The following is a 24,128-nucleotide window of genomic DNA, read 5'->3' on the forward strand; positions in this document are numbered from 1 at the left end:
CCGGATGCACGGGTCACCACTCGACCGGTGAATGGGATCGGGGCGGACGGCGGTATGCCCCACACGCCGTCCGCCCCGATGTCTCACGACAGGTGCTCTCCGCAGGGAGAACACCCCAGAACTAGAGAACGATCGTGACGGTCTTGGGCTCGGTGTAGGCGAGGATTCCCTCGTAGCCGAGCTCACGACCGATGCCGCTGGACTTCACTCCGCCCCAGGGCAACTGCGGGGCCAACGGCGACCAGCCGTTGACACCGATGGCCCCGGACTCGATCTGGCCCGACACCGTATGTGCGCGAGACAGATCACGGGTCCAGATGGTGGCCGACAGCCCGTATTCGTTGTCGTTGGCCAACGCCACCGCCTGCTCGTCGGAGTCGAACGGGATCACGATGCCGACCGGGCCGAAGATCTCCTCGCGGGCGACGGTCATCTCGTTGGTCCCGGCGAACACCGTCGGCTCCACGAAATACCCCGGAACGTCGGGTACCGAACCGCCGGCGACCACCTGCGCACCCTCGTCGGCACCCTTCTTCAGGTACCCGGCGACCTTGTCGCGCTGGGACGCGTTGACCAGCGGGCCCATCGTGGTGGCCGGATCGAAGGGATCGCCCACCACCTGCGCCTGTGCGGCACCCTTGAGACCGTCGACCACGGCGTCATAGACCGAACGGTGCGCCAGGATGCGGGTACCCGCGGCACACACCTCACCCTGGTTCATGAACAACCCGATCGCGCAACCCTGGATGGCCGCTTCGAGATTCGCGTCCTCGAACACGATCTGCGGCGCCTTGCCGCCGAGTTCGAGGGCGGTGCGCTTGAACGTCGCCGCCGAGTTCTGCAGAATCCGGCGGCCGGTTGCGGTGGAACCGGTGAACGAGATCTTCTTGACGCCGGGATGCAGCGACAGCGCCTCACCGGCCACCGCACCACGGCCGGGCAGCACGTTGACGGTGCCGGCCGGGAAGCCGGCCTCGGCGACCAGCTCGGCGAACTTCAGGATCGACAGTGACGCGTCCTCGGCCGGCTTGATGATCACCGTGTTGCCGCAGGCGAGTGCCGGGCCCAGCTTCCATCCCAGGATCATCAGCGGTGCGTTCCACGGGATGATCGCCGCGACCACGCCCAGCGGCTCCCGCTTGGTGTAGGCATGCGTGGGGGCCATCCCCATGTAGCCGTCGTTGGTGATCAACTCACCGTTGATCTTGTCTGCCCACCCGGCGTAGTACCGGAGTGACCCAATCAGGTTGGGCACCATCATGGCCGCGCTCACCCCGACCGGACGCCCCATGTCGATCGATTCCAGCGCGGCGAGCTCGTCGAGATCACGCTCCACCAGATCGGCGAGCTTGTTGATCAGTGCGCTCTTGGCCGACGGTGCCGTGGCACCCCACTCACCACGGAAGGCTGCGGTGGCCGCGGCGACCGCGGCGTCGACGTCGGCGGTGCTCGCCGCACCCAACTCCACCAGCGGTGCGCCGGTGGCCGGGTTGTGGGTGGTGAAGGTGTCTTGGGCGGCAAGCCATTCGCCACCGATGAACAGGCCGGTCCGTACGCCTGAGATGTCGATCATGAACTGCTCCTCGATTCTGCCGGCGGGCTCAGCCGGCGATGATGATGTCGGCGGCACGTTCGGCGATCATCGCCGCCGGTGCGTTGGTGTTTCCGGTGGTGACGAACGGCATCACCGAGGCGTCGGCGATCATCAGGTTGTCCACCGCGTGGGCCTTCAGACCGGGGGTCACGACGGCATCGGCGTCGACACCCATCCGGCAGGTGCTGGTCTGGTGGTGGTAGGTGTTGACCGCTCGGCGCACCCAGGTGGCGATCGCCTCATCGCTGTCGTCCACGTCGGGACCGGGCAGCGCCTCGGAGGCACCCCACTCGTCGGCGAGTGCGCCCTGGCGGGCCACCTCGCGGCACTGGCGCACCGACGCCACCAGCGCAGCGAGGTCGCGCTCGTCGTCGAAGAGGTTGAAGTCGATCACCGGTTCGGCGTCCGGGGCCGTACTCGACAGCGTCACGGTGCCGGTGGAGCGCGGCCGGATCAAGCCGGCATGAAGAGTGAATCCCGAAGCCGGACCGGTCATTCCCTGGTCGTAGTAGAACGGGATGCTGAAGTTGATCGGCTGGGTGTCGGGTACCGGCTGCGACGGATCGCTCTTCCAGAACCAGTGGGTCTGGGTGACCGGCTGGAACGGCTGTGGCGGATCGATCGGCTTCTCGGTGCCGAAGATCACCGGCACCAGGAAGTGATCCTGCAGGTTGCGACCCACCCCGGCCGCGTCGGCGACGACGTCGACGCCCAGCGACTCGAGCTCGGCGGCCGGGCCGATGCCGCTGCGCAACAGTATGGCCGGGGAGCCCAGGGCGCCGGCGGCCAAGACCACCTGGCCGGCGAGCAACTCGCGGCGGGATCCATCCGCACCGACCACCACCACACCGCGAACCGCACCGTCGGTGACGATCAGCGAGTCGATCAGCGAGTTCACCTCGAGGGTCAGCCGCGGATGGTCGAGCACCGGCCTCATGTACGCGGCCCATGTCGAAAGGCGCTTGCCGTCACGGAGATTCAGCTTCATCCGCGATGAACCCTCCTGGACGCCGGAGTTGTAGTCCGGGTTCAGCGGAAGGCCATGGGAGACGGCGGAATCCAGGATCGCCTGCTGGATCGGCGAGAGGGTGGGCTCGACGACATCCATGTGGCTGTCGGCGTCGACCGCCTCGAGTCGCTTGAAGATCGGCGCCACCGACTCCCAGTCCCAGCCGGTGTTGCCGGCCGCGGCCCACTGGTCGTAGTCCCACGGTGAACCGTGGACCCAGATGGTGCCGTTGAGCTGATTGGAGCCGCCGACCACCTTGCCGCGCGGGATGTGGAGTCGACGGTCCTGGGCATTACGTTGTGGCGCTGAGAAATAGCCCCAGTCCTCGGGGCCGAGCCACAGTTCGCCGACCCGCGACATGTCGTGGATGGCCGGATTGGTGTCGTGTCCGCCGGCTTCCACGAGGGTGACGACCAGGCCGGCGTCGAGGAGGCGGCGGGTGATGATGGAACCGGCTGTGCCCGCGCCCAGCACGAGAACATCGGGAGTCTGCATGGATTCTCCTTAGCGGTCGGGGCATGCGCGGACGAGAAGACGCCGGTGGGCGCCGACCGGGGGTAACTGGCCACAAGACATCGACCACGCTGTCAGGTCTCGGGATGGCGGCATGAGTGCCGTGCTCTCACGCTATCGGCCGAAAACACCGGCGACCACTGGGTGTTACCAACGCCGCGATAGGGGAATCCTTTACCGCGCAGCGTCGTCGGGGCCGGCGAGCGGCAGCGTCACCGCGACCGTGGTGCCGCGGGGTTCGTTCGGGAGATACCGGATGGTCCCGCCGTGGCGTTCGACGATGTGCTCGGAGATGATCAAGCCGATCCCCGAACCGTCCTGCTTGGCGCTGAACGCGCCCGAGGCCAACCGGTCCGACGGCTGGGCGGACTGCATGCCACCGCCCTGGTCACGGATGTAGACCACGGCATTGCCGTCATCGACGTCGGTGGTCACCGACAACTCTTTGACCTCGGTGCCCGGTTTGGCGATCTCGTCGATGGCGTTGACGCAGATGTTGATGATCACCTGCCCGATCAGAACGCTCTCGCCCTCGATCAGCATGTCCCGGTCGAGGATGTCGGCGAAGACGCGTACGCCCTGCTCGGCGGCCCGAAGACGCACGAAATACAAACTCTCCTCGACCGTTTCGTTGAGATCCATCAGCGTCGAGGTGCTCTCGATCCGCCGCACATAGCGTTTCACCGAGCCCACGATGTCGGCGGCACGCTGCAACTGCTTCTCGATCTGGTCGATTCCGTAGGCCAGGCGTTGCGGATCGGGATCGTCCCCGCTCAGGCGGGCGCGCAGACCGCTGAGATAGTTGGTCGACGCGGCCAGGGGCTGGCCCAGCTCGTGGGCGAGGATCATCGCCATGTCGCCCATCGCGTTGTACCTGCTCAGGTACTGCAGGTTGGCCTCCTGATAGGCGTTTCGGCGTTCCCACTCGACCCGATCGGTGACATCACGCACGGTGAGCACCCGTGAACGCATTCCGTCGTGCGCGACGATCTCCAGCTCACCGGCCAACCACGACGTGGACCCGTCGGCCTTGGCGACCTCCTGCAGGATACTCACCGAGCCGTGCCCGCTGCCGAGCCTGCCGATCACGTGATCGCTGGCGAGACGGGGTTCGCACCGGCCCAGGTCCTCCAGGTACACCCCCGACAACTCGGCGGGGGTACGCCCGAACAACTGGGCGGCCAGAGGGGAGATGTCGTCGATGCAGTTGTCCTCGTCGAGCACCACCACACCGGCCGCAGTGTGGGTCATGATGCGTTGCAGCGACGCCGACACCCAGGTCAGCTCCTCCTGTAGCTCCACCTCGTCATCGATGTTGCGGAACTCGACCATCACCACCGGTCCGTCCACGCAATGGACCAGTGTTGCCCGTGCATCGGTGAGGAACTCGGTGCCGTCCTTGGCACGGTATTTCCACTGCTTTCGGCTCGACCCGTGGACCACCGCCGACTGCAGCCACGCCACACCCACCTCGCGCCGGTATTGCCGCTCCTGCGCACTCATGTGGTGGGCCTTGAGCGGTTTCAGTTCCTCGATCGTGAACCCGAACATGCGGCAGGCGGCAGGATTGGCCCACAGGATGTTCTTCGACGCCGCCTCGTGGATGAGGATGCCGGTTCCGGTGTTGCGGATCATCTGTTCGAAGTCACGCCGCTCCGGGAACATCGCGTCTGACCTCCCATCTCGTCGCGGCCGAGGCCGACGACTAAAGGATCACTTACCCCCGGGGCAGATAATCCCGATACCGGTGGCCTCTGGATCTCCATAGTGTAGCGCTGGAGAGGAATTCCGAATCTGAACGGAGACAGTCAATGACCGCCGAGAGTATGACCGAGCGCGTGGTGGCCGAACCGGCGGGACCCGCCCGTGAGGCGGCATTCGCCCACGCGCTCGACGTCCTGCGGGATCGGCGTGACGAGTTCGAGGCGCAGCGCTACGTCTCCCGCGACTTCATCGCCCTGCTCAAGCGGGCCGGTATGTACCGGGCGTCCACGCCCACCGAGTTCGGTGGCGAGCCGATGGCGCCGGCCGACTTCATGTCGATGGTCGAGCAGATCTCGGCAGTCGATCCGGCCACCGGGTGGGTGGCGAGCTTCGGGTCGTCGCTGGTGTACTTCGCCGCGCTGCCGCCGGCCAGCCAGGCCACGATCTACGCGTCCGGTCCCGACGTCGCCTACGCCGGCGGCCTGTTCCCGATGCAGGAGGCCGAGAAGGTCGACGGCGGCTATGTGTGCACCGGTGTGTGGCAGTTCGCCTCCGGTTGTATGGGAGCCGACATCCTCGGGATCGGCCTCGCGGGTGGACCCGACACCGCGGGCAAGCCGCTGACCGCACTGGTCGATCCGGCCGACGTCGACATCGTGGAGAACTGGAATGTGGCCGGCATGAAGGCAACCGGTTCGCACTCGGTGCGAGCCGACAGGCTCTTCGTCCCCGACGAGATGGTGTTCGTGCGGGGCGGAACACCGCAGATCGACGAGCCCATCACCCGCTATCCGGGTCTGGCCTATGCGGCGCAGGTCCTCGCGGTGGTCACCCTCGGTGCCGCCCGCGGCGCCCTGGACTATGCCGTCGAGGTGGGTGCCGCCCGCACCTCGATCACCGGTGGACAGGTCAAGGGGAATCGGTCTTTCTACAAGACCGGCGTGGCGCGCGCCGAGGCCGAGCTGCGTTCGGCGCGTGCCTTCTTCTACGACACCACCGCGCAGATCTGGGACAAGGCGGTTGCCGGGCAACCGATCTCGTCCTCCGACACCGCGATGCTGCGCCTGGCCGCCACCCACGCCGCCCACGTCGGACGACGCGTTGCGCTCGACGTGTTCGACCTCGCCGGCACCGGTGCCATCTACGACACCCATCCGCTGCAGCGCTATCTGCAGGACGCGATGGTGCCGGCCCAACACGCCATGCTGCAGACCGGCACCTACGAGGCGGCCGGTGCCGTCCTGCTCGGTCTCGACGCCGGCATCCCCAGTTTTCCGTGATCGGCGTTGCACCGCCCGATCTCCGACCGTCTCAGTCCCACCATCCAGGAGAGCCCCACTCATGACATCCGAACCGTTACGCACCCTGTTCTGCGTCGGCAACAACCAGAACTTCTTCGACCTGCCCAAGGCCGAGATCGGTCCGGTGTGGGAGGCCACCCAGGAGTTCCTCGGTGCCCTCAAGGCCATGGACGGTGTCGAGGTGATCGGCACGATGGACGACGACGCCCACATGGTCGGTCCGTCGGCGGGATGGCCTTGGACGTTCTATGTGCTCGCCGACGTGGTGGATCAGCCCACCGTCAAGGCGGCGTGCAATCTGTTGCGTACCACCATGGTCGGCGAGTACGCGCTGTGGAAGTACTTCACGATCGAGGCACGGATGGGCCGTGAACTGACGATTCGCGACGACGTCGAACTCTGACTGTCGAACCCTGACCGCCCAAGTCAGGCCCGTCGAATTCCAGAACCACACCCACGGAACGCAATTCCGGTGCCAGCAAGGAAAGAACTGATCATGACAACCACCGAACGGCCCACCCGTCGATTCGCCGATCTCGCCGAGAACGACCGCGTCGCCGGACAGCTCTACACCGACCCCGAGATCTTCGCCGAGGAGATGCAGAAGATCTTCTACCGCACCTGGGTCTGGGTTGCCCACGAGAGCGAGATCCCGGAGGCGGGCTCGTTCAAGACCACCCAGGTCGGCGACCAGCCGGTGATCGTGGCGCGAGATCGCAAGGGCAACATCAACACCATGCTCAACCGGTGCCGCCATCGCGGTGCCACGGTGTGCGATCAGCGCAGTGGTAAGGCCAATGGCTTCACCTGCCCGTACCACAACTGGTCCTACACTCTCGACGGTCGGCTGCGCGGCATCCCCTACCCCGACGGCTACGAGGGCGTCGTGGACAAGAAGGACTACCCGCTGCAGACCCTGCGCACCGAGAGCTACCTCGGCATGGTCTTCGCGACATTCAACCCCGATATCGAGCCACTCGAGGACTACCTCGGTGACGCGAAGATCTGGATGGAGCGATTCCTCAAGCAGTCCAACGGATTCCCCACCAAGGTGATCGGCATCCACAAGTTCCGCTTCCGCGGGAACTGGAAGATCCAGTTGGAGAACACCACCGACGGCTACCACTTCCCGATGGTGCACAAGTCGTGGATGGCCTCGGTCGATGCCGAGACCGCCAACATGATGTCGTTCATGGACGACCCCAAGGCCGAGACGCATGCCCTCGGCAACGGTCACAGCGTGGCCGTCATGGCCGCCGCACACGCCGACCTCGACATCGACGACGGGGACGAGGAGATCCAGCCGCGATTCGCCCACCTCGTCGAAGAACTCGAGGCCGCCGGGGAGAGCCCCGAACGCATCCGTCGCTATATGCGCTCGATGCACGGCTGTGGGTTCAACCTCAACATGTTCCCCAACATCGCGATGTCGTCGTCGTTCTTCCGTCTGCTCATCCCGATCAGCGTGGACGTCACCGAGGTGTGGCACATGGCGATCGGCATGGATGGTGGCCCCGAGTCGATCAATCGCGAGCGCCTGCGTATCCACGAGCACTTCCAGGGGCCGTTCGGCTTCGGCAGCCCCGACGACGCCGAGGGCTGGGACCGGGTGCAGATCGGCGCCGGCGGCAACCCCAACATGCCGATCCTGGTGAACCGCGGGGAGAACCGCGAGTACGTCACCGAAGAAGGCTGGGCCACATCGCATGTCACCGATGAGACGGGTATGCGGGAGTCCTACGAGATGTGGAAGAAGATGATGACCGATGACTGAGGTGCTGACGTTCACCGACACCCGCGTGCAGCGGGCGATCGCCCTGATCTGGCGCGAGGCCGAGGTGCTCGACGCCAAGGACTACCCGGCATGGGAGGAGATGTACACCGACGACGCGATGTACGTCATCCCCATCGACCCGGACACCGACGACTTCGCGGCGTCGCTGAACATGGTCTACGACGACAAGCGGATGCGCCACCTGCGTGTGGAACGGATGATGCAGGGCTACGCCCCGTCGGCGGTTGCCGCGGCCCGCACGGTGCGGGTGGTCTCGCGGTTCACCGTCTCCGAGGTCAGCGACACCTCGGTGACGATCCGCTCGGCCCAGATCCTCAACGCGTTCAAGCGTAATGCCTTCTCGACGATCGGTGCGGAGATGACCCATACCATCGCGCTGTCCGACGACGGCGACAGGATCAGTCTCAAGGTGGCCCGCCTGATCGACAGCGAGGACGCCGTGAGTGCCTCCGGGTTCCTCCTGTGAGCGCCGTGATCACCGGCGAGACCGTCACCGACACCGGACGGATCGCGGTGGTGACCGGTGCGGCCGGCGGACTCGGCGCCTTCGTGGCCCGTCGTCTGCACGCGCAGGGACACCGAGTAGTGCTGGCCGACATCGCGATCGAGGATGCCACCGCGGTGGCCGCCGAACTGTCGGCCGACGGCTCGACGGCCATGGCCCTCGAATTGGACGTATCCCACAAGGCGAACTTCGAGTCCGCCCTGGCGGAGATCGAGAAGGTCTGGGGCACACCGTCGATCGTCGTCAACAATGCTGCCCGCACCCAGACCGCGGACGTTCTGACCGTCGGTGAGGAAGAGTTCACCGAGGTGCTCAACACCAACGTGAACAGCATCTTCTTCGGCTGCCAGGTGTTCGGTTCGGCGATGGCCGACAACGGATTCGGTCGGATCGTCAACCTGGCCTCGCTGGCCGGCCAGAACGGCGGCACGGCCACGGGTGCGCACTATGCCGCGTCCAAGGGTGCGATCCTCACCGCCACCAAGGTGTTCGCCCGCGAACTCGCGGGCAGGGGGGTCACGGTGAACGCCATCGCCCCCGGCCCGCTGGATCTTCCGGTGTTCCGCAAGACCATCCCGGCCGACAAGGTGGACGCGATGATCGGCGGAATCCCGGTGGGACGCCTCGGCGACCCGGCCTTCGTCGCCGACATGGTGGCGTTGCTCACCGCAGAGAACGCCTACTTCGCCACCGGTGCGTGCTGGGACGTCAACGGCGGTCTCTACGTCCGCTGACGCACGCGCCCCGACCCCACGTGCCCTGACGACACGTGTGTACTGACCGCTGCCCCAGGAGAACTCACTCATGCCCCTCATCGACGTCGTCGTCTCACGGATCGTCCAGGAGACCCCCACGGTCAAGACGTTCTATCTGACGAAACCCGACGGCACCTCGATCGGTGCCTACACCCCGGGTGCACACATCGACGTGGTGGGGCCCACCGCGATCACCCGCCAGTACTCGCTGTGCTCGGCGCCCGACGGCCGGGAGCCGTTCGCGGTGGCAATCAAGCGTGAGGAGAACTCCCGGGGCGGGTCGGCGGCACTGCACGACGTCGCCGAGGGTGACGCACTGCAGATCAGTGAGCCCCGGAACCTGCTCGAGATCGACAGCAGTGCAGCGCATCATGTCCTGATCGCTGCCGGGATCGGGATCACGCCCATGCTCAGCATGGCGCGCCATCTCGACGTGGCCGGCGGATCGTTCGAACTGCACTACTTCGCCCGCTCGGAGCAGGAGGCGGCATTCCTGCCCCTCCTGCGCGATCGGTGCCCGGACAAGGTGCACGCCCACCTCGGCGTGGGGCGTGACAGTCAGTCGCAACTGCTCGGTGACGCACTGATCGCGGCACCGTCCGGGTCGCATGTCTATGTCTGTGGCCCCGAGGGTTTCATGGACAAGATGGTGGCCGTGGCCGAGCAGTACGTGCCGGCCGAGGCCGTGCACATCGAGAACTTCCACGCCGCAGAACAACCCGACGCATCGGCCAACTCGGCCTTCGAGGTGGAGCTCGACGGCGAGGTCTACGAGATCCCCGCCGACAAGAGCATCGTCGACGTCCTCAACGAGAACGGCTGCGACGTCGACACCTCCTGTCAAGAGGGGATCTGCGGTACCTGCATCATGTCGGTTCTCTCCGGTACCCCCGAACACCGTGACAACGTTCTGTCCAAGTCCGAGAAGGACTCCGGTGAGGTCATCGCCACCTGTGTGTCCCGCGCACAGGGCGAGCGGATGGTCCTCGACTACTACTGATCGGCCGAATGGGGTGTTCCCGAACCGACCCCGTTCCTGATCACCGAATGTCGGGGGTGATCAGGAACGGGGGTCGATGGGTACGGCGACGTCGTAGCGCAGGATGTCGCGGACCAGTGTGCTGATACTGTCGGCGTCGGTCTTGCTCTTGATCCGGGCACGGTGCACATCAACGGTTTTCGCGCTCATGCCCAGCTTGCGGGCGATGTTCTGGCTGGGCAGTCCCTCCACCACCAGGGCGAGGATCTCGCGTTCGCGTGGGGTGAGTGACGCGACCTTCTCGGCCACCGAATGATGCGCCCGGTAGGAGTGGAAACGCTCGGCGGCCTTCTCCATCCCGGACTGCACCGCGTCGAGCAGCCGCTGCGGATCGTAGGGCTTCTCCAGGAAGTCCAGTGCGCCGGCCTGCATCGTCGACACCGACATCCGGATGTCCCCGTGCGCCGAGACAAAGATGATCGCCACGTGCGGGGCGATCTCGTTGAGCTTCTCCTGTAGCCGGGTACCACTCATCTGCGGCATGCGCATGTCGAGCACGATGCATGCCGGGTGATCTCCGGTGTAGGTCTCCAGGAATGCGGCGGCGCTGTGACAGATCCGGGGCGAGATCCCGATGCTGCCGAGCAGCCAGTCCACCGAGTCGCACAGTTCAGGATCGTCGTCGACCACATAGACGACCGTGCCGGGGTCGGAATCGACCCCGGCATTCGGTGTTCGAGAGTCGGCCGTCATCCGGCCGGCGCCCAGTCGGTCGTCGCATCGGCGGCGACGTCATCCCAGGCCGCATCGGCCGTCCAATAGTTCATGCCGACGACGCTGACCCGGTGCTCCCACGGCGAGGTCCTCCGCAACCACGGTTCCTCGCGGCGAACCGACTCGTCGGCGGCCTCCGGGCCGTCGGCCTCCACCGTCCAGTGCACCCAGTTGACCTCGCGGCCGTACTCGTCGTGCACGAACAGGTCGACGTGATGCCACCCGTAGTTGAACGTGTCCTCGTAGCAGGTGAGGAACATGCGGTGGTGGGTGACCGGGCGTGGCTTCATGGCCATGTCGGCGCGTCCTTTCTGCTCACGCGGGTTGCTGCGCGCGATGTTCGGTGTGAGAGCGCAGCAGGGGTTCCAGCTTGCGGGCCACCTCGAAGAGGTGATCCTCGAGTCCTGGTAGTCCGATCAATTGGACTCCCAGCGGTAGTCCCTCGCGGCTCAGTGCTCCGGGCACGATCACGACCGGGCAGCCGAGCAGCTGCCACGGGCGGCTCAGGATGGGCGAGCCGGTCGCCGACAGTCCTGCGGGCGCGGGGCCGGGGGCTGCGGGGCCGATGACGATCGCGTTGTCGGCGAGCATCTCCCGGATCATCTGCTGGGACTGGTCACGTCGGATCAGCGCCGCGGAGCGTGCGTCGGCGGTGGTTCGGCGCCCCTGCTCGACCAACGCCTGCAACGGCTGACTCAGTTGTGCCGCATGATGATCGAACACGTCATGCAGGGTGGCCGCGGCCTCCACCGACATTACGGTCAGGTGGTCGTCGGCGAGCGTCCGGACGTGGTCGTCTCCGGCGAAGGTATCGGTTCGCACCCCGGCGTCGGCCAGCAGTGCGGGGAGGATCTGGAGGAGTTCGGTCATGTCGGGATGCAGCGTGTCGAGGCCGCTGCCTGCCCACAGATGGGCGGTGGTCACGGCACTCGACCCGACCGGGGCCGCGGTCCGTCCGGTGAAGGCGTCGAACAGATATGCCAGATCGTCGGTGGTGCGGGTCAGGAAACCGAGCGAGTCGAGGGTTTCGCTGAGCCCGGAGATCCCCGCCATGCTGGTGGTTCCCTGGGCGAGCACCATGCCCGCCGCCCCACAGTACGACGCGGGACGGGTCAGCGACCCCGCGGTCTGGGTTCCCAGGGCCACCGGGACGGTGCCGGCGCCCACCGCGGCGGCCGAACCGCTCGACGATCCGCCGGGAGTGTGGCCGGGGTCGTGAGGATTGCGCGTAGGGCCCGGTGCGAAGTATCCGAACTCGGTGGTGACCGTCTTGCCCTGGATCACGGCGCCCAGCTCACGGAGCCGCGTGATGCAGGGGGCGTCGGAGCCGGCGGGGTCGGCGGAGGTCACCACCGAACCCGATCGGGTGGGCAGGCCGGCGACGTCGATGAGGTCCTTGACCCCGACGGACACACCGCGCAGCGGGCGGGTGCCGGACGCGTGATCCTGACGGTGCGCTTGGGTATCGAGATCGTCGGCCAGGCACACCCAGGCGTGCAGGTCGGGTTCGCGTCGTCTGATCTCCTCGCGCACCTGCAGGGCGAGCGTTTCTGCGGTCACCACACCGTCATGGACGGCGGTCACCTGATCGCCGATGGGCTGGGTCCACTGGGCCGGGGTCACCATTCCTCCTCTGATACGTACCGAACCAGTCTGCCCTCTTTGGGTCCGTCGCGACAGTAAAGGTATCCCTGTCCCGACGGTAGTGAATCCCACGGCGGCGGCCTGGAGGTGACGGCGGACGACCGAGTGAGCACCCCGCGACGTCCGGCGCCCGGGTGTGGCAGGGGGTCTCACCGCGAGCCCGGTGGATTGTCCGGTCGCTCCAGACGAATTCCCGACCGAGCGGTAAAGATATCCCTTCTACCGTTGATCTCCGGGCTGACTTAGGTTCGGTGACAGCGACATCCACACAGCGGGATGTCGGTGTCCACCGAGACCGAGGAAGCAACGAATGTCCGAGTCAGCAGTCAAGAACATCGACGGCCAGGTGTACCGCGAAGTGCTGGGGCACTATCCGACCGGCGTCGCCGTCGTCACCGGACGCGCCGACGACGGTGAGCACCTGGCACTGGTTGTCGGGACGTTCAGTTCCGTGTCGATGGATCCGCCCCTGGTGTCGTTCATGCCGATGAAGTCCTCGCGCACCTTCGATCGCCTCAGTCGATGTGAATCGTTGTGCGTCAACGTCGTCGGAGAAGATCAGCAGGATGTGGTGCGCACCCTGGCCAAGCGTTGGGAGAACAAGCTCGACGGTATCGAGTGGTTCGCCTCGCCGTCCGGCGACGCGGTGCTCGCCGATTCGGTCGCCTGGATCGACACCCGGATCCGCGAGACCGTCGAGGCCGGAGACCACCTGATCGTCCTGTGTGAGGTTCACGACATGGCCGTCACGAACCCGGTGTCGCCGTTGATCTTCCACCGTGGTGACTACGGTGGATTCGCCTGTTCGACGCCGGCCTGACCCTCAACCGCGGGCCCGGGGCGCGACATTCTGTAGACGTAGTTTCCCGTGCGCCAGCGTCTTTCCATCCGATGCCCGCGTGATCAGCACCTGCCACAGCTGTTGTCCCGAACCCTGCTGCAGCGGCGTGGCCACCACATCGGCTCGCCCGTCGTAGGCTCCGCGGACGAAGTCGGTGCCGTTGTGCACACCCACCGCGATCAGTCCGCGATCGGCGACGGCGGCACTCGCCCCGATGCTCGCCGCGGACTCCACCGCGCTGAGGAACACCCCGCCGTGGACGACACCCCACGGGGTGTGATGTGCCGGACCCAGGTCGATCCACCCGACCACCCGCTCGGGACCTGCCTCGGCGATCCGGAGTCCGGCGGCCCGGACGAAGTCACTCGCATTCTCCAGATCGGGTGCGGTGGTGTCTGTTTCGGAACTCATCGATGTCTCCTCGGTGGGGGTCGTCGGCTCAGCGGGTGGCCAGTTGCGGGTAGAGCGTCTCGATCGGTGCGGCCAGACCGGCCTTGACCTGCCTGCTGATGTCGTCGGCGAGGATCTCGGCGGCCCCGGCCTCGATGCCGTCGTAGGCGAGGCGCACGACGTCGGCCGGATCGTTCTTGGGTGCATCGACGCCGGCCGTCATCGGGGTGTCGGTGTAGCCGAGATGGAGGGCTGCGACGTGAACACCCTGACGGGACAGGATGAGTCGCAGGGTGTTGGTTGCCGACCACAGTGCCGCCTTCGAGGCGCTGTAGCCGTCGCCGATCCCGATCCAGCTCAGCACCGACAGCACGTTCAGCAACGTCCCGCCGTGGGTGCGCAGCGCGGGGGTGAAGGCGTCGGCCACGCCGAGTGCGCCGAAGAAGTTCGTCTCGAACATCGCCCGGAGATCGGTGTGATCACCGATCACGCTCGCGCCGTTGGAGATCCCGGCATTGTTGATCACGATGCCGACGTCCGGTGCCGATGCTGCGGCAGCGGTCACCGAGTCGCGATCGGTGACGTCGAGGGGCAGGGGCACCACCCGCGAGTCCTCCCACTGCATCGGCCGGCGGGCCGATGCATAGACCTTGGCGGCGCCGCGGTCGAGTGCCTGATGGACGAAGTGGTTGCCGAGGCCGCCGTTGGCGCCGGTCACCAGCACCACCGAGTCCTGCAGAGATGTCATGGTGTTCAGATCCTTTCGATGATGGTGGCATTGGCCAGGCCGCCGGCCTCGCACATGACCTGCAGGCCGAAGCGGCCGCCGCCCTGCTCGAGGTTGCCCAGCAGGGTGGTCATCAGTCGCGCCCCGGACGCGCCGAGGGGATGGCCGATGGCGATGGCACCGCCGTTGATGTTGACCCGGGCGGGGTCGGCGCCGGTCTCGCGCAGCCACGACAGCACCACCGACGCAAAGGCCTCGTTGACCTCGAAGGCGTCGATGTCGTCGATCGTCAGTCCGGCCCTGGCCAGCACTTTCGCGGTGGCCGGGATGATGCCGGTGAGCATCAGGATGGGGTCGTCGCCGACCACGGCGAACGAATGGACACGGGCCCGCGGGGTCAGTCCCAGGCGGGCCGCGGCCTCCTCGCTCGCGATCAGCACCGCCGCCGAGCCGTCGTTGATCGGTGAACTGTTGCCTGCGGTGACGTTCCAGTCGAGATCGGGGTGCCGTTGCTCCCAGTACGCGCTGCGGAACGCCGGGCGCAACCCGCCCAGCGACTCCACCGTGGAGTCGGCGCGGATGGTCTCGTCGGTGCGCAGGTCGGTGACGTGGGTGACCTGCGAGTCGAACACACCGTCCTTCCAGGCGGTGGCGGCCCGCTGGTGCGAGCGCGCCGAGAAGTCGTCGAGCTCGGTGCGCGACAACGACCATCTCCGGGCGATCAGCTCGGCACTGATGCCCTGGGGCACAAGACCGTCCGAGTATCGAGCGGTCACCCTGCCGCCGGTGACGTCGCGGCCGAGTGACTGCGACCCGATCGGGATGTGGCTCATCGACTCGATCCCCGAGGCGATCACCACGTCATAGGCGCCGGCGATCACGCCCTGCGCGGCGAAGTGCAGGGCCTGCTGGCTGGAGCCGCACTGGCGGTCGACGGTCACACCCGGGACGGACTCGGGGAATCCCGCGCCGAGGAGCGCCCAGCGTGCGGTGTTGCCGGATTGCTCGCCGGCCTGGCCGACCACGCCACTGATCACGTCGTCGACGATCGCCGGGTCGATCCCGGTGCGGTCGACGAGCGCGGCGAGGACGTGTGCGTGCAGGTCGACGGGGTGGACGTCGGCATAGGCGCCGCCGGGCTTGCCCTTGGCCACCGGCGTACGTACGGCATCCACGATGACTGCGGTGTTCATGGTGTTTCCTCCCGGATCTGAAACCGTGCGGAACGGAACTCTGTGGGGGTGATCATGGGCTGGCTATGCAATCCCATAGCCCGAACGGTACAGGCTGACTATGGATTTGCAAAGCGAGCGCTACGATGGGGGAATGTCACAGGGCGAACAGGGTGCGGCCGGTCCGGCCGACGACGCGGCCGGACCGGCGGAATCGGCGGACGAGGTGCTCCGGCTGGAGGGTGCCTATGCCGATCGCGATGCGTGGACGGCCAAGGGATTCTGCCGGATGGAGCGGGCCCTGGAGGTGGTCGGAACCAGGTCGTCGATGGTGCTGGTTCGCGAATTGCTCTATGGCGCCCACCGATTCGACGAGCTGGCCCGACGCGCGGGTCTGAGTGAGGCGGTCGCCGCGGGGCGACTCAAACAGCTCTATGCCGATGGCGTCGTCGACCGGCGGCCCTATCAGGAGCCGGGTAAGCGCACGCGCTACGAGTATGTGCTCACCGAGCGTGGCCGTGAGCTGTACACGATCTTCGTCGCACTCATCGACTGGGGCGACGGGCTCCGGGACGACAGCCGCACCGGCGTGCAGCTGGTGCACCGCGGCTGCGACGCACCGCTGTCGGCCCAGGTGTGGTGCGCCGACGGGCATCGGGTCCCGGTCGAGGAGGCCGCGGCGAGACTGCGCGACGAACCCTGGGCGCTGCGCCGGCGCACCCAGGCCGGCGGCTGAGCCGTCTGCCGGGGGTCCCGGGAGGGCTACGGCGGTCGGGGCCTGAAAGGGGTTACGGCTGCCGGCGGCGCGAAGGGTTACGGCAGGGCCGGGCCCATCTGGTCGGCGCGGACCGCCGCGTTCGGCCACATCGCCGGACAAGGCACGCCCGGGATCGACGTCTTCTCGAAGTGCCACCACTCGTTGGTGAAGGTGCGACACAGGCCCCAGCGGTACCCGTAGCGTTCGAGCCAGGCCGCACCGGCCTGCGGGCCGACGTCGATCGCATGCCCGCTGACATGCGTGGACTCGTTCGGCGGCAACACCCACTTGCGGGCTTCGGCCGCACTCCCGTACCGGGCGAGACCATCGCGCCACATCTGCTGCTGCTCGGCGCGCGACCGCTTACCCGAGGTGATCCAGAGGTCGACGCCCTCGGTGTGCGCGGTGGTGGAAGCCTGCTCGTAGGCGGTGGCCAGCGCCGGGTCGAGGCCGGCGGTCTCCGGTGCCGCGTGGGCCGGTGCGGTGGCCCACGCCGACATCGCTCCCAGGCTGGTCAGGGCCATCGCGGCGATCAGGGGGCGGATGGCGGCAGGGCGTCGGACGGATCGGAACACCTCGTCGACGATACCGCGCCCGCTGCAGGTGGCTCCCTGCTCGCCGCCGCGATCGAGGCGCCGGTCGGCTTCGGACAACTGGACACCAGGACCCGGCTTGACAGAATTACCAGCCGGTAACAAGATCTATGGCGCGCGTCACCACATAATCCGTGACGGGCGCCAGTCACACCCGGGGACGTCGTAGCAGTGTGGGGTACGACGCGGTGGGGTGTCGGACAGACCGAAGGACACGGGGGTCGGGGTATGCAGCTGGGTCGGGGAGTGCCGCGGGGTCGAGGGGTCCCGCGGGATCGTGGGATGTGGCGGGGTCGAGGCATGCACGGAGGATCGGGGAGGATCCGCCGAGGTGCGGTGCTCACCACGCTGCTGGCAGTGGTGGTCGCCGGGTTCGTGATCCCGCCACCACCGGCCGACGCTGCGCCATTGGGTCTGAATCCGTTGCAGTGGACCAAGTCCCATGATTCCGAACGGCAGAAGTATGCCGGCATCTCGGTCACCCCGAGTGTGCCGATCAAGATGTCGGACGGCACGGTCCTCCGTGCGGACATCTATCGTCCGGCCGATGGTGCGGGGCGGGCGACCCGGGACAAGAACCCCGTCATCGTCAACCTGACCCCGTACAACAAGCTGATCGCGATGATCGCGGCCGCCGGGTCGAACGTGCCGGGGCTCTCGCAGCCGATGTTCGACCTGCTCGCGAGCATCAACCTGTCCGGTACGCCGATCTCGGGCACCGAACGGCTGCTGAAGGTGGCCAACGGTGGACTGCCGAGCGTGTTCTCGGTGGACCCGAAGCTGGTGCGCAGCGGCTACACGCAGATCGTCGTCGACGTCCGCGGTACCGGTACCTCCCAGGGCGTCTGGGATGTTTTCGGCAACCGTGAGCAGAAGGACACCGTCGAGGTTCTCGACTGGGCGCGCACCCTTCCGTACTCCAACGGAGACCTCGGTATGTCGGGGTACTCGTACTCCGCGATCAATCAGCTGCAGGCTGCGTCGAAGCGTCCCAAGGGACTCAAGGCGATCTTCCCGGCCGCGCCGATGACCGACATCGTCGCCGACGTCGTCGCGCCGGGCTCCGGATACGGGGCCGGCTTCCTGGCGCTGTGGCTGTTCGCGGTGAACGCCACCAAGGTGATCCCCGACGTACCGAGTCTGCTTCGCGGACAATTCGATCCCATCTGGTTGCGTGACCGCCTGAACGATCCCGCGGTGTTCGTCAAGGAATATCTCGAAGGGCTCACCGCCACCGACGTGAACTCGCTGAGCGGACGCACTCGTGAACTTGTGCAACTGGATTCGACCTATCGCAAGGCGCTGACCACCGACGCCGCACGCATCCAGATCCCGACCTTCGTGGTGGGTGGCTGGCAGGATCTGTTCACCAACATGGAGTGGCGTGCGCTCGACCAGCTCAGCGGTGTGCCGGCCGCGCAGAAGAAGCTGGTGATGAGCACCGGTGAGCACATGACCAACGGCTGGGACATGCGCGGCGCCCCCGGGCAACCGCCGTCGATGGCGGTGCTGCAGCGAGCCTGGTTCGACCGCTGGATCAAGGGTGTTCCCAACCGCATCGACGAATATCCTTCCGCCACAAGCCACCAGCAGGGTGGCGGCTGGGTGCAGTCGCAGCAGTTCCCGCGTGGCGACCAGCAGCATCGTCGGCTCTACCTGACACCGGCACGCAGCGGCACGTCGCCGACCTCGGTGCGCGACGGCTCGCTGTCGGCGAGTGGCCCGAAGACCACTGCCCGGTGGACGGTCAGCCCCGGTGTCACCACCCTGTGCTCGGGCGACACCAACCGTGATCAGATCGGCTTCCTGAGTTCGTTCGACTTCTGCACCGGAGACAACCGGATCGCCGAACGCGGCGCACTGACCTTCACCTCACCGGCGGTCCCGCAGGCCACCTCGATCAACGGCCCGATCAACGTGCACCTGCGCACGCAGGTCGACGCCACCGACGGTTTCTACGTCGCCGTGGTCTCCGACGTGGCACCCGACGGCACCTCGAAGGTGCTCACCACCGGGTCGATGACGGTGTCGATCCGTAACCAGATCGACCGCGCCGCATCGCGATACGCACCCAACGGTGACCTGGTGGACCCGATCTACGCACTCGACGCCTATCGCCGCGACCTGGTGAAGCCGGGTGCGGTGCAGTACCTCGACATCGGGACCCTCGGCACCGACGCGCTCATCAAGCGTGGCCATCGGGTGCGGGTGAGTGTGTACGCGTTCAATGCGCCGCGGGCGGTGAGCTTCGGCCCGATCAGTCACGACAGTGGTCTCAAGCCCGAGCACGTGCTGCTCGATCCGGCCAACCCGAGCTGGGTGCAGTTGCCGAGCAGCCGACCCATCGGCTGAGCGGGGATCGTTCGAGGCGGGGATCGCACGAGAGGTGGCGGGTGCAGGTCGTGACGACTGCACCCGCCACCTTCGTCGTTGTGAGGGGGTGGCCGGCGCTCGACCTCGGAGCAGACGTCGGTTCCGTTGGGCACCAGCGCATCCGCTCCGGTAGCGGCACCCGACGACCTCCGATGGTGGATGGTCCACGAGTGGAGCCACTCACCACCGGAGGCCTCATTCATCTGCCCGGACCGGGTTTGGGGGACGGGATGATCCGGACAGACGTTCTTGGACAAGGGATTCAGAACGTATCCTCCGCTGATTCTCAGCGTCGGTACACGAATCCCTCGAGATCATCGAGATTCTGTTGGGCGTAACCCTGATTCGCCTCGGATGCCGCGGTCGCAGCACCGATGGTGGCACCGACGACGGCGCCCAACGGGGCTCCGAGGGCTCCACCGACGACCGCTCCACCGGCGGCCCCCATCAGACCGCCGGCCGCGGCGCCCGCCACCGGTCCCACCGCTGTGCCGGCGACACCGACGATGATGCCGCCGATCACGGCACCGGGAAGGCAGCCCACCAGGAGTGCGGGTGCACCGGCGATGCATCCGGCCACCACGCCCGAGGTGGCTCCGACGATGGGTCCGACCACCAGGCCGGCCGTGGTCCCGGCCCCGATACCGGCTCCGGCTCCGACCGTTCCGCCCAGTACCGCACCGGTTCCTGCCCCGGCGACCCATCCGGTTGCCTCTTCGTTGACTCGTGAACGTGTTGCACACCGCGTCACCCCTCGACGCCCACGATGGTTCGATCTCTACATTCGGACGAGGTGAGCCGGGCCACGTTGTGAACAATCCTGTGCCAGTCGGGATTTGCCTTCACGTGGTGTTCCGGTGGTGCCGCGATACAGCGACACAAGCACGATCGGGGGACCGCCGCAACAGGTGTCAGTGACCGCGAGTAGCAGGAAAAAGCGGCCGGATTGTCGGTCGACCTGCGCCGATGGTCCGAAACCTCCGAGGGGGGCTGTGATCGGCGTCCAGGTGAATTGGGGTCCAAGGTCCCCGGGGTGCGGAGACCTTCGCCTGTGCGCCGATGGCAGGGAAGCCGAGAGCCTGTGACGGAACGCGACAGGCCGGCGACGAATGATCTGTGACAGTGGATGTCCGCGCATGTTGACTGCGAGAACCACTGGGGGCATCGTGGATCCGGACGACGAGTATCAAACATGCCGAGAGGTGGGATGAAAAGGCTTGTCTACAGCGTATTTCGATCCGAGCTCATCTGCGGCGCGACTCGGGTGATGCCGCTCACGCCATCGGGTGAGGGTGGTCGGCGTAGAAGTCCAGATGCGCCTTCGCCGCCTGCTCCCATGTCAGTGAGCGGGCCAGCGCGTCGCCCCGCCCTCGACGTCCGGCATCCGGCGTGCGGGCCGCGACCAGTGCTGCCGCCAGCGCATCGACATCCGCGGCGTAGGTGACGGTGTCGCCGAAGACCTCGCGGAGGATCGGTAGATCACGGGTGACCACCGGTCGGCCCGCCGCCAGTGCCTCCATCGCGGCCAGCCCGAATCCCTCTTTGGTGGAGGGAAATGCGAACACCTCGCAGGCGGCGACGAGCGAGGGCAGGTCGGACTCGCCGACGGCCCCCAGCACGATGGGTTCGATGCCGAGTTCGCGTTGTCGCCGTTCGAAACCGGCGCGATAGTCGCGATAGTCGAACAGCGTCTCGCCGCCGGCGAACACCAGGTTCAGGCCGGGATCCCGGCGGCGACGGATCGCGAACGCCTCGAGGAGGTCGATGCTGCCCTTGCGGGGTTCGATCCCGCCGACCGCAAGAACATACCGGCCCAGTTGTTCTCGCCAGACGTCGCGGGCCCTCGCGGAGTCCTCGGAATCGGCTGCGGCGTCGGCGAACCGGTCATAGGCCACGCCGTTGGGAATCACCGTGGGATGCAGCCCCCAACCGTCCTCCACCTCGCTGGCGACCGCCTGCGACACACAGATCCGGGCGTAGGGGGTGGTCACCGCCTTCTCGTGGCAGTCGACGAGGACGGGCGTGGTGAAGTGATCGAGATGATGGATGGTCCGGATACACACACCCACCGCATTGGCGCTGATGCAGTCCTGGGCATGCACGATGTCGAAATCGCCTGGCCGAAAACCGGATCGGAGTGTGTCGATGGACCGGACGATACGCTCGGTGACATCCTCACCGGCCACGTCGTCGAACGGGAGCAGCTCGATGCGTACCGCCGGGTCGACGCTGCGGAAGAACCCCTGGTCGCCGCCGCGGGCCAGACTCCACACCGTGACATCGGCACCCAGACGGCTCAACGACTCGGCCAGATTCAACGTGTGCACCACCCCGCCGCGCGGTTTGGTCGAATACGTCAGCAACGCGATCCGCATGGGGTGTCACCTCTTTCGTTCGTTGCCGTAGATCTCCGGGCGCAGTTCGGCAAGATGGTTGAGTACGCGTCGTGCTCGTTCGGTCTCGGCCTCGACGTCCACCTGCACCTTGGCCAGTCCGCCCTTGGATCGGGTGGTGGCGAGGACATCCCCACCGGGACCCACCACCTTCGCCTGCCCCAGGAACTGCAGTGAGCCGGTCACCCCGGTGAGATTCGACGACACCACGAACACCTGGTTCTCGGCGGCACGGGCACAGTCGTACAGGTCGAACAGTCGGGACTGCCGATCGGCGGGGAGCCGCGCGGCCCGATCGGTGACGCTGGCCGGCCACGCCGAGAGCGCGGCGATCACCCGCGCGCCGTCGAGGGCGAGTTTGCGGGCTGATTCGGGGAAGGTCTTGTCGTAGTCGATCAGCATGCCCAACGGCCCGATCGGGGTGTCGAACGTGCGAAAGGAGTCACCGGCCCCATACGCCAACGATTCCCCGGCCGGCTGATGCACCTTGCGGTGCGTGCCGAGCACGCCGTCGCCGGAGACACAGATCGCGGCGTTGTAGCGGGTGTCCCCGGCTGCCTCGGTGTAGCCGATGCACACCGTCATCGGACCCGCCGCCTGCGCGATCGCCGCCAGCTCGGGGCCGTTCGGATCGAGGGCCGGTGGGAGGTCGTCGGGATCGGGGGAGCGCAGATCACCGATGTAGCCGCCGAGGGTCGCGTCGGGGAAGACGAGCAGGTCGACGCCGTCTCGGGCTGCGGCCTCGATGATTCCCACGGCCTTGGACACGCCTCGGGTGACGTCACGTCCGAAGTGTCCGGCGAGTGCGCCGAGGGTCACCGTCCTCATGTCACCGCACCCTACCGGTGCCGCCGATACGACAGCTCATGCTGCCCCCAGCCCGGTGACCGTGGACGCCACCGCGCCGGTGACCTCTCCGTCCGGCCACCGCAGTCGCACGCCGGCACCGGCGGTGAGCCGTCCGCACGGGGCGGCGACCGCGGGTCCGGGAACCTCGCGGACGGGATGATCGTCGGCGGTGAGCATCGCGAAGCCGGGGAAACAGGTCAACCATTCGCCGAGGGTCGAGTCGTGCGGCCGGGGGATCGCCGAGACGTCGAGTTCGGCACCGGTACCCGAGGACTCGGCGAGCATACCGAGGGTGCCGACCAGTCCGGCCATGCTCACATCCTTGGCCGCATGCGGGCGCAGATCGGCGACGAGCGAACCCATCGCCCGAAGCTGTTCCCCGGAACGTGAACTGGTGCTGTCCCATTGGCGGCCCCGGTATCCCGGCCGCCACGAACCGCCGAGGTCGGCGATCACCGAGACCACATCGCCCACGCGTCCGCCGCCTGCGGCGAGCGGATGGGGGGTCTGGCCGAGCGCGGTGACCGACAACGATGCGTGCACACCGACCTGTGTGTGGCCACCGAGGACCGGTGTGCCCCACGCCTGCGCGGCGGTCGAGATACCGCGGATGATCCGGGTGAGATGGGAGGTGGTGGGTGCGGCGACCGCGTCGAGCAGTCCCACCGGGGCGGCACCCATCGCGGCGAGATCGTTGAGATTGACCAGCACCGAACACCATCCGGCCCACTCGGGGTCACGCTCCACCATCGCCGGCAGCACCGCATCGCACGCCGCGATCAGGTCGGAGCCCGGCACCGGAACCCCGTCGTCGCCGCGGAATCCGGCCGGGCCCAGGCCACCCGGCTGACGACCCAGCGGGGCCAGGACGTCGGCGAGCATCGCCTTGGTGGTGTCGGCCGTGCGCTGGATCCGGCCGATGGGCCAGCCCATCCGGCGGTGGGCACAACCGCCGATGGTCGGACCGGGACCGCGGTCGGTCCAGCCCAGCATGGTGAACAGCCGCAGATAGCGCTCCTGGATGGTGGCATCGAAGCGCAGTACCCCGGCACCCTCCACATGTGCGCAGGCCGCACGGATCAGTGCTCGTCCGATCCCGCCGGCGTGCGCGGTGTCGGCGACCACAAGGCGACTACCGGCCCACCAGCCGATGTCGGTGTCGGTGCAGGGGGCGACGCGAACCCCACCGACAACGTGACCGTCGGCGGAGACCGCCACCAGCACGACGGTCCGTGGATCATCGTCCACGTCATCGTGGTCGGAGGTGGCGAAAAGCCCCTGGCGCTCGACGAACTCGGTGTGGCGCAGTCCGTGGTACCCGGCGAGCATGCGCGCGTCGTCGGCCACCGTGACCAGGTGATCCGGCGGGGTGGACAGTTCCGGCCCGGCGAGGATCGACAGATCGCGGGTACGGGCTCCGGGCGTGGAGATCGTGGTGTGCGGCAGACCCTCGAGCATCG

22 protein-coding genes and 1 pseudogene are annotated in these 24,128 nt (G+C 67.1%); 9 read left to right on the forward strand and 14 right to left on the reverse strand.

Annotation, left to right across the window (positions count from 1 at the left end; all coding sequences use genetic code 11):
- Positions 1 to 121: 121 nt before the first annotated feature.
- The 3 genes from GD1_RS17030 to GD1_RS17040 form a co-directional block, all read right to left on the reverse strand.
- Positions 122 to 1,573 (reverse strand): aldehyde dehydrogenase family protein, encoded by a 1,452-nt coding sequence (locus tag GD1_RS17030; protein WP_059038455.1) that lies wholly within the window; start codon positions 1,571 to 1,573, stop codon positions 122 to 124.
- Between the two features lie 28 nt (positions 1,574 to 1,601).
- Positions 1,602 to 3,098, reverse strand: a complete 1,497-nt coding sequence (locus GD1_RS17035; RefSeq protein WP_059038457.1) for a GMC family oxidoreductase — start codon at positions 3,096 to 3,098, stop codon at positions 1,602 to 1,604.
- Between the two features lie 192 nt (positions 3,099 to 3,290).
- A complete protein-coding gene (locus GD1_RS17040) occupies positions 3,291 to 4,781 on the reverse strand; it encodes a PAS domain S-box protein (RefSeq protein ID WP_059038459.1) in 1,491 nt (496 codons plus the stop codon).
- A 146-nt stretch (positions 4,782 to 4,927) separates the two neighbouring features.
- Between GD1_RS17040 and GD1_RS17045 the strand changes: the two genes are divergently transcribed.
- From GD1_RS17045 to GD1_RS17070, 6 genes are all read left to right on the forward strand, one after another.
- Complete coding sequence (locus GD1_RS17045; protein WP_083534316.1) at positions 4,928 to 6,100, forward strand: acyl-CoA dehydrogenase family protein; 1,173 nt, start codon at positions 4,928 to 4,930, stop codon at positions 6,098 to 6,100.
- A gap of 61 nt (positions 6,101 to 6,161) precedes the next feature.
- Positions 6,162 to 6,524 carry a hypothetical protein gene (locus GD1_RS17050; protein ID WP_020789808.1) on the forward strand — a complete coding sequence of 121 codons (363 nt, stop codon included), beginning with the start codon at positions 6,162 to 6,164 and terminating at the stop codon, positions 6,522 to 6,524.
- Positions 6,525 to 6,617: 93 nt separating this feature from the next.
- Entirely contained in the window at positions 6,618 to 7,895 is a 1,278-nt protein-coding gene (locus GD1_RS17055; protein ID WP_059038461.1) for an aromatic ring-hydroxylating oxygenase subunit alpha, read from the forward strand.
- Positions 7,888 to 8,382 (forward strand): aromatic-ring-hydroxylating dioxygenase subunit beta, encoded by a 495-nt coding sequence (locus GD1_RS17060; protein WP_053776573.1) that lies wholly within the window; start codon positions 7,888 to 7,890, stop codon positions 8,380 to 8,382. The genes GD1_RS17055 and GD1_RS17060 overlap by 8 nt, the downstream gene beginning before the upstream one ends.
- Complete coding sequence (locus tag GD1_RS17065; protein WP_244882836.1) at positions 8,379 to 9,155, forward strand: SDR family NAD(P)-dependent oxidoreductase; 777 nt, start codon at positions 8,379 to 8,381, stop codon at positions 9,153 to 9,155. Before GD1_RS17060 ends, GD1_RS17065 begins: the two co-directional genes overlap by 4 nt.
- Before the next feature lie 70 nt (positions 9,156 to 9,225).
- A complete protein-coding gene (locus GD1_RS17070) occupies positions 9,226 to 10,176 on the forward strand; it encodes a PDR/VanB family oxidoreductase (RefSeq protein WP_059038463.1) in 951 nt (316 codons plus the stop codon).
- Positions 10,177 to 10,236: 60 nt separating this feature from the next.
- Here the strand turns inward: GD1_RS17070 and GD1_RS17075 are convergent, their stop codons facing one another.
- Genes GD1_RS17075 through GD1_RS17085 form a run of 3 tightly spaced genes read right to left on the reverse strand, consistent with a single transcriptional unit; the run spans position 10,237 to position 12,555 of the window.
- A complete protein-coding gene (locus GD1_RS17075; RefSeq protein ID WP_059038464.1) occupies positions 10,237 to 10,908 on the reverse strand; it encodes a response regulator transcription factor in 672 nt (223 codons plus the stop codon).
- Positions 10,905 to 11,225, reverse strand: coding sequence for a hypothetical protein (locus GD1_RS17080; RefSeq protein WP_020790480.1), 321 nt, complete (start codon positions 11,223 to 11,225; stop codon positions 10,905 to 10,907). The genes GD1_RS17075 and GD1_RS17080 overlap by 4 nt, the downstream gene beginning before the upstream one ends.
- A 19-nt stretch (positions 11,226 to 11,244) precedes the next feature.
- A complete protein-coding gene (locus GD1_RS17085; RefSeq protein WP_174519070.1) occupies positions 11,245 to 12,555 on the reverse strand; it encodes an amidase in 1,311 nt (436 codons plus the stop codon).
- 328 nt (positions 12,556 to 12,883) lie between these two features.
- Here GD1_RS17085 and GD1_RS17090 point away from each other — a divergent pair.
- Positions 12,884 to 13,372: pseudogene (locus GD1_RS17090) on the forward strand (flavin reductase family protein); the annotation flags it as partial.
- 24 nt (positions 13,373 to 13,396) lie between these two features.
- On the opposite strand, the gene GD1_RS17095 reads toward GD1_RS17090, so the two are convergent.
- From GD1_RS17095 to GD1_RS17105, 3 genes are read right to left on the reverse strand one after another with little or no spacing between them, the layout of a single operon-like run.
- Positions 13,397 to 13,825 (reverse strand): PaaI family thioesterase, encoded by a 429-nt coding sequence (locus GD1_RS17095; protein ID WP_059038466.1) that lies wholly within the window; start codon positions 13,823 to 13,825, stop codon positions 13,397 to 13,399.
- A gap of 28 nt (positions 13,826 to 13,853) precedes the next feature.
- On the reverse strand, positions 13,854 to 14,552 hold the full coding sequence (locus GD1_RS17100; RefSeq protein ID WP_059038467.1) for an SDR family oxidoreductase: 699 nt from the start codon (positions 14,550 to 14,552) through the stop codon (positions 13,854 to 13,856).
- A 5-nt stretch (positions 14,553 to 14,557) separates the two neighbouring features.
- Positions 14,558 to 15,724: a thiolase family protein gene (locus GD1_RS17105; protein ID WP_059038470.1), complete on the reverse strand. Its 1,167-nt coding sequence runs from the start codon at positions 15,722 to 15,724 to the stop codon at positions 14,558 to 14,560.
- A 133-nt stretch (positions 15,725 to 15,857) separates the two neighbouring features.
- Here GD1_RS17105 and GD1_RS17110 point away from each other — a divergent pair, with 133 nt between their 5' ends.
- Positions 15,858 to 16,439, forward strand: coding sequence for a winged helix-turn-helix transcriptional regulator (locus GD1_RS17110; protein WP_083534321.1), 582 nt, complete (start codon positions 15,858 to 15,860; stop codon positions 16,437 to 16,439).
- Between the two features lie 77 nt (positions 16,440 to 16,516).
- On the opposite strand, the gene GD1_RS17115 is transcribed toward GD1_RS17110, so the two are convergent.
- The gene (locus tag GD1_RS17115; RefSeq protein ID WP_059038496.1) at positions 16,517 to 16,984 is read right to left on the reverse strand and encodes a M15 family metallopeptidase; all 468 of its coding nucleotides are present in this window, start codon (positions 16,982 to 16,984) and stop codon (positions 16,517 to 16,519) included.
- A gap of 405 nt (positions 16,985 to 17,389) precedes the next feature.
- Here GD1_RS17115 and GD1_RS17120 point away from each other — a divergent pair, with 405 nt between their 5' ends.
- On the forward strand, positions 17,390 to 19,405 hold the full coding sequence (locus GD1_RS17120; protein WP_244882849.1) for a CocE/NonD family hydrolase: 2,016 nt from the start codon (positions 17,390 to 17,392) through the stop codon (positions 19,403 to 19,405).
- A gap of 307 nt (positions 19,406 to 19,712) precedes the next feature.
- Here GD1_RS17120 and GD1_RS17125 read toward each other — a convergent pair whose 3' ends face one another.
- The 4 genes from GD1_RS17125 to GD1_RS17140 form a co-directional block, all read right to left on the reverse strand.
- Positions 19,713 to 20,042 carry a hypothetical protein gene (locus GD1_RS17125; protein WP_157079527.1) on the reverse strand — a complete coding sequence of 110 codons (330 nt, stop codon included), beginning with the start codon at positions 20,040 to 20,042 and terminating at the stop codon, positions 19,713 to 19,715.
- A gap of 658 nt (positions 20,043 to 20,700) precedes the next feature.
- A complete protein-coding gene (locus GD1_RS17130) occupies positions 20,701 to 21,801 on the reverse strand; it encodes an MSMEG_0565 family glycosyltransferase (protein WP_059038476.1) in 1,101 nt (366 codons plus the stop codon).
- A gap of 6 nt (positions 21,802 to 21,807) precedes the next feature.
- The gene (locus GD1_RS17135) at positions 21,808 to 22,647 is read right to left on the reverse strand and encodes a carbon-nitrogen hydrolase family protein (RefSeq protein ID WP_059038478.1); all 840 of its coding nucleotides are present in this window, start codon (positions 22,645 to 22,647) and stop codon (positions 21,808 to 21,810) included.
- 36 nt (positions 22,648 to 22,683) lie between these two features.
- On the reverse strand, positions 22,684 to 24,126 hold the full coding sequence (locus GD1_RS17140; protein ID WP_059038480.1) for an MSMEG_0567/sll0787 family protein: 1,443 nt from the start codon (positions 24,124 to 24,126) through the stop codon (positions 22,684 to 22,686).
- Positions 24,127 to 24,128 lie beyond the last annotated feature (2 nt).

This window comes from Gordonia desulfuricans NBRC 100010 (assembly GCF_001485495.1).
GTDB lineage: Bacteria > Actinomycetota > Actinomycetes > Mycobacteriales > Mycobacteriaceae > Gordonia > Gordonia desulfuricans.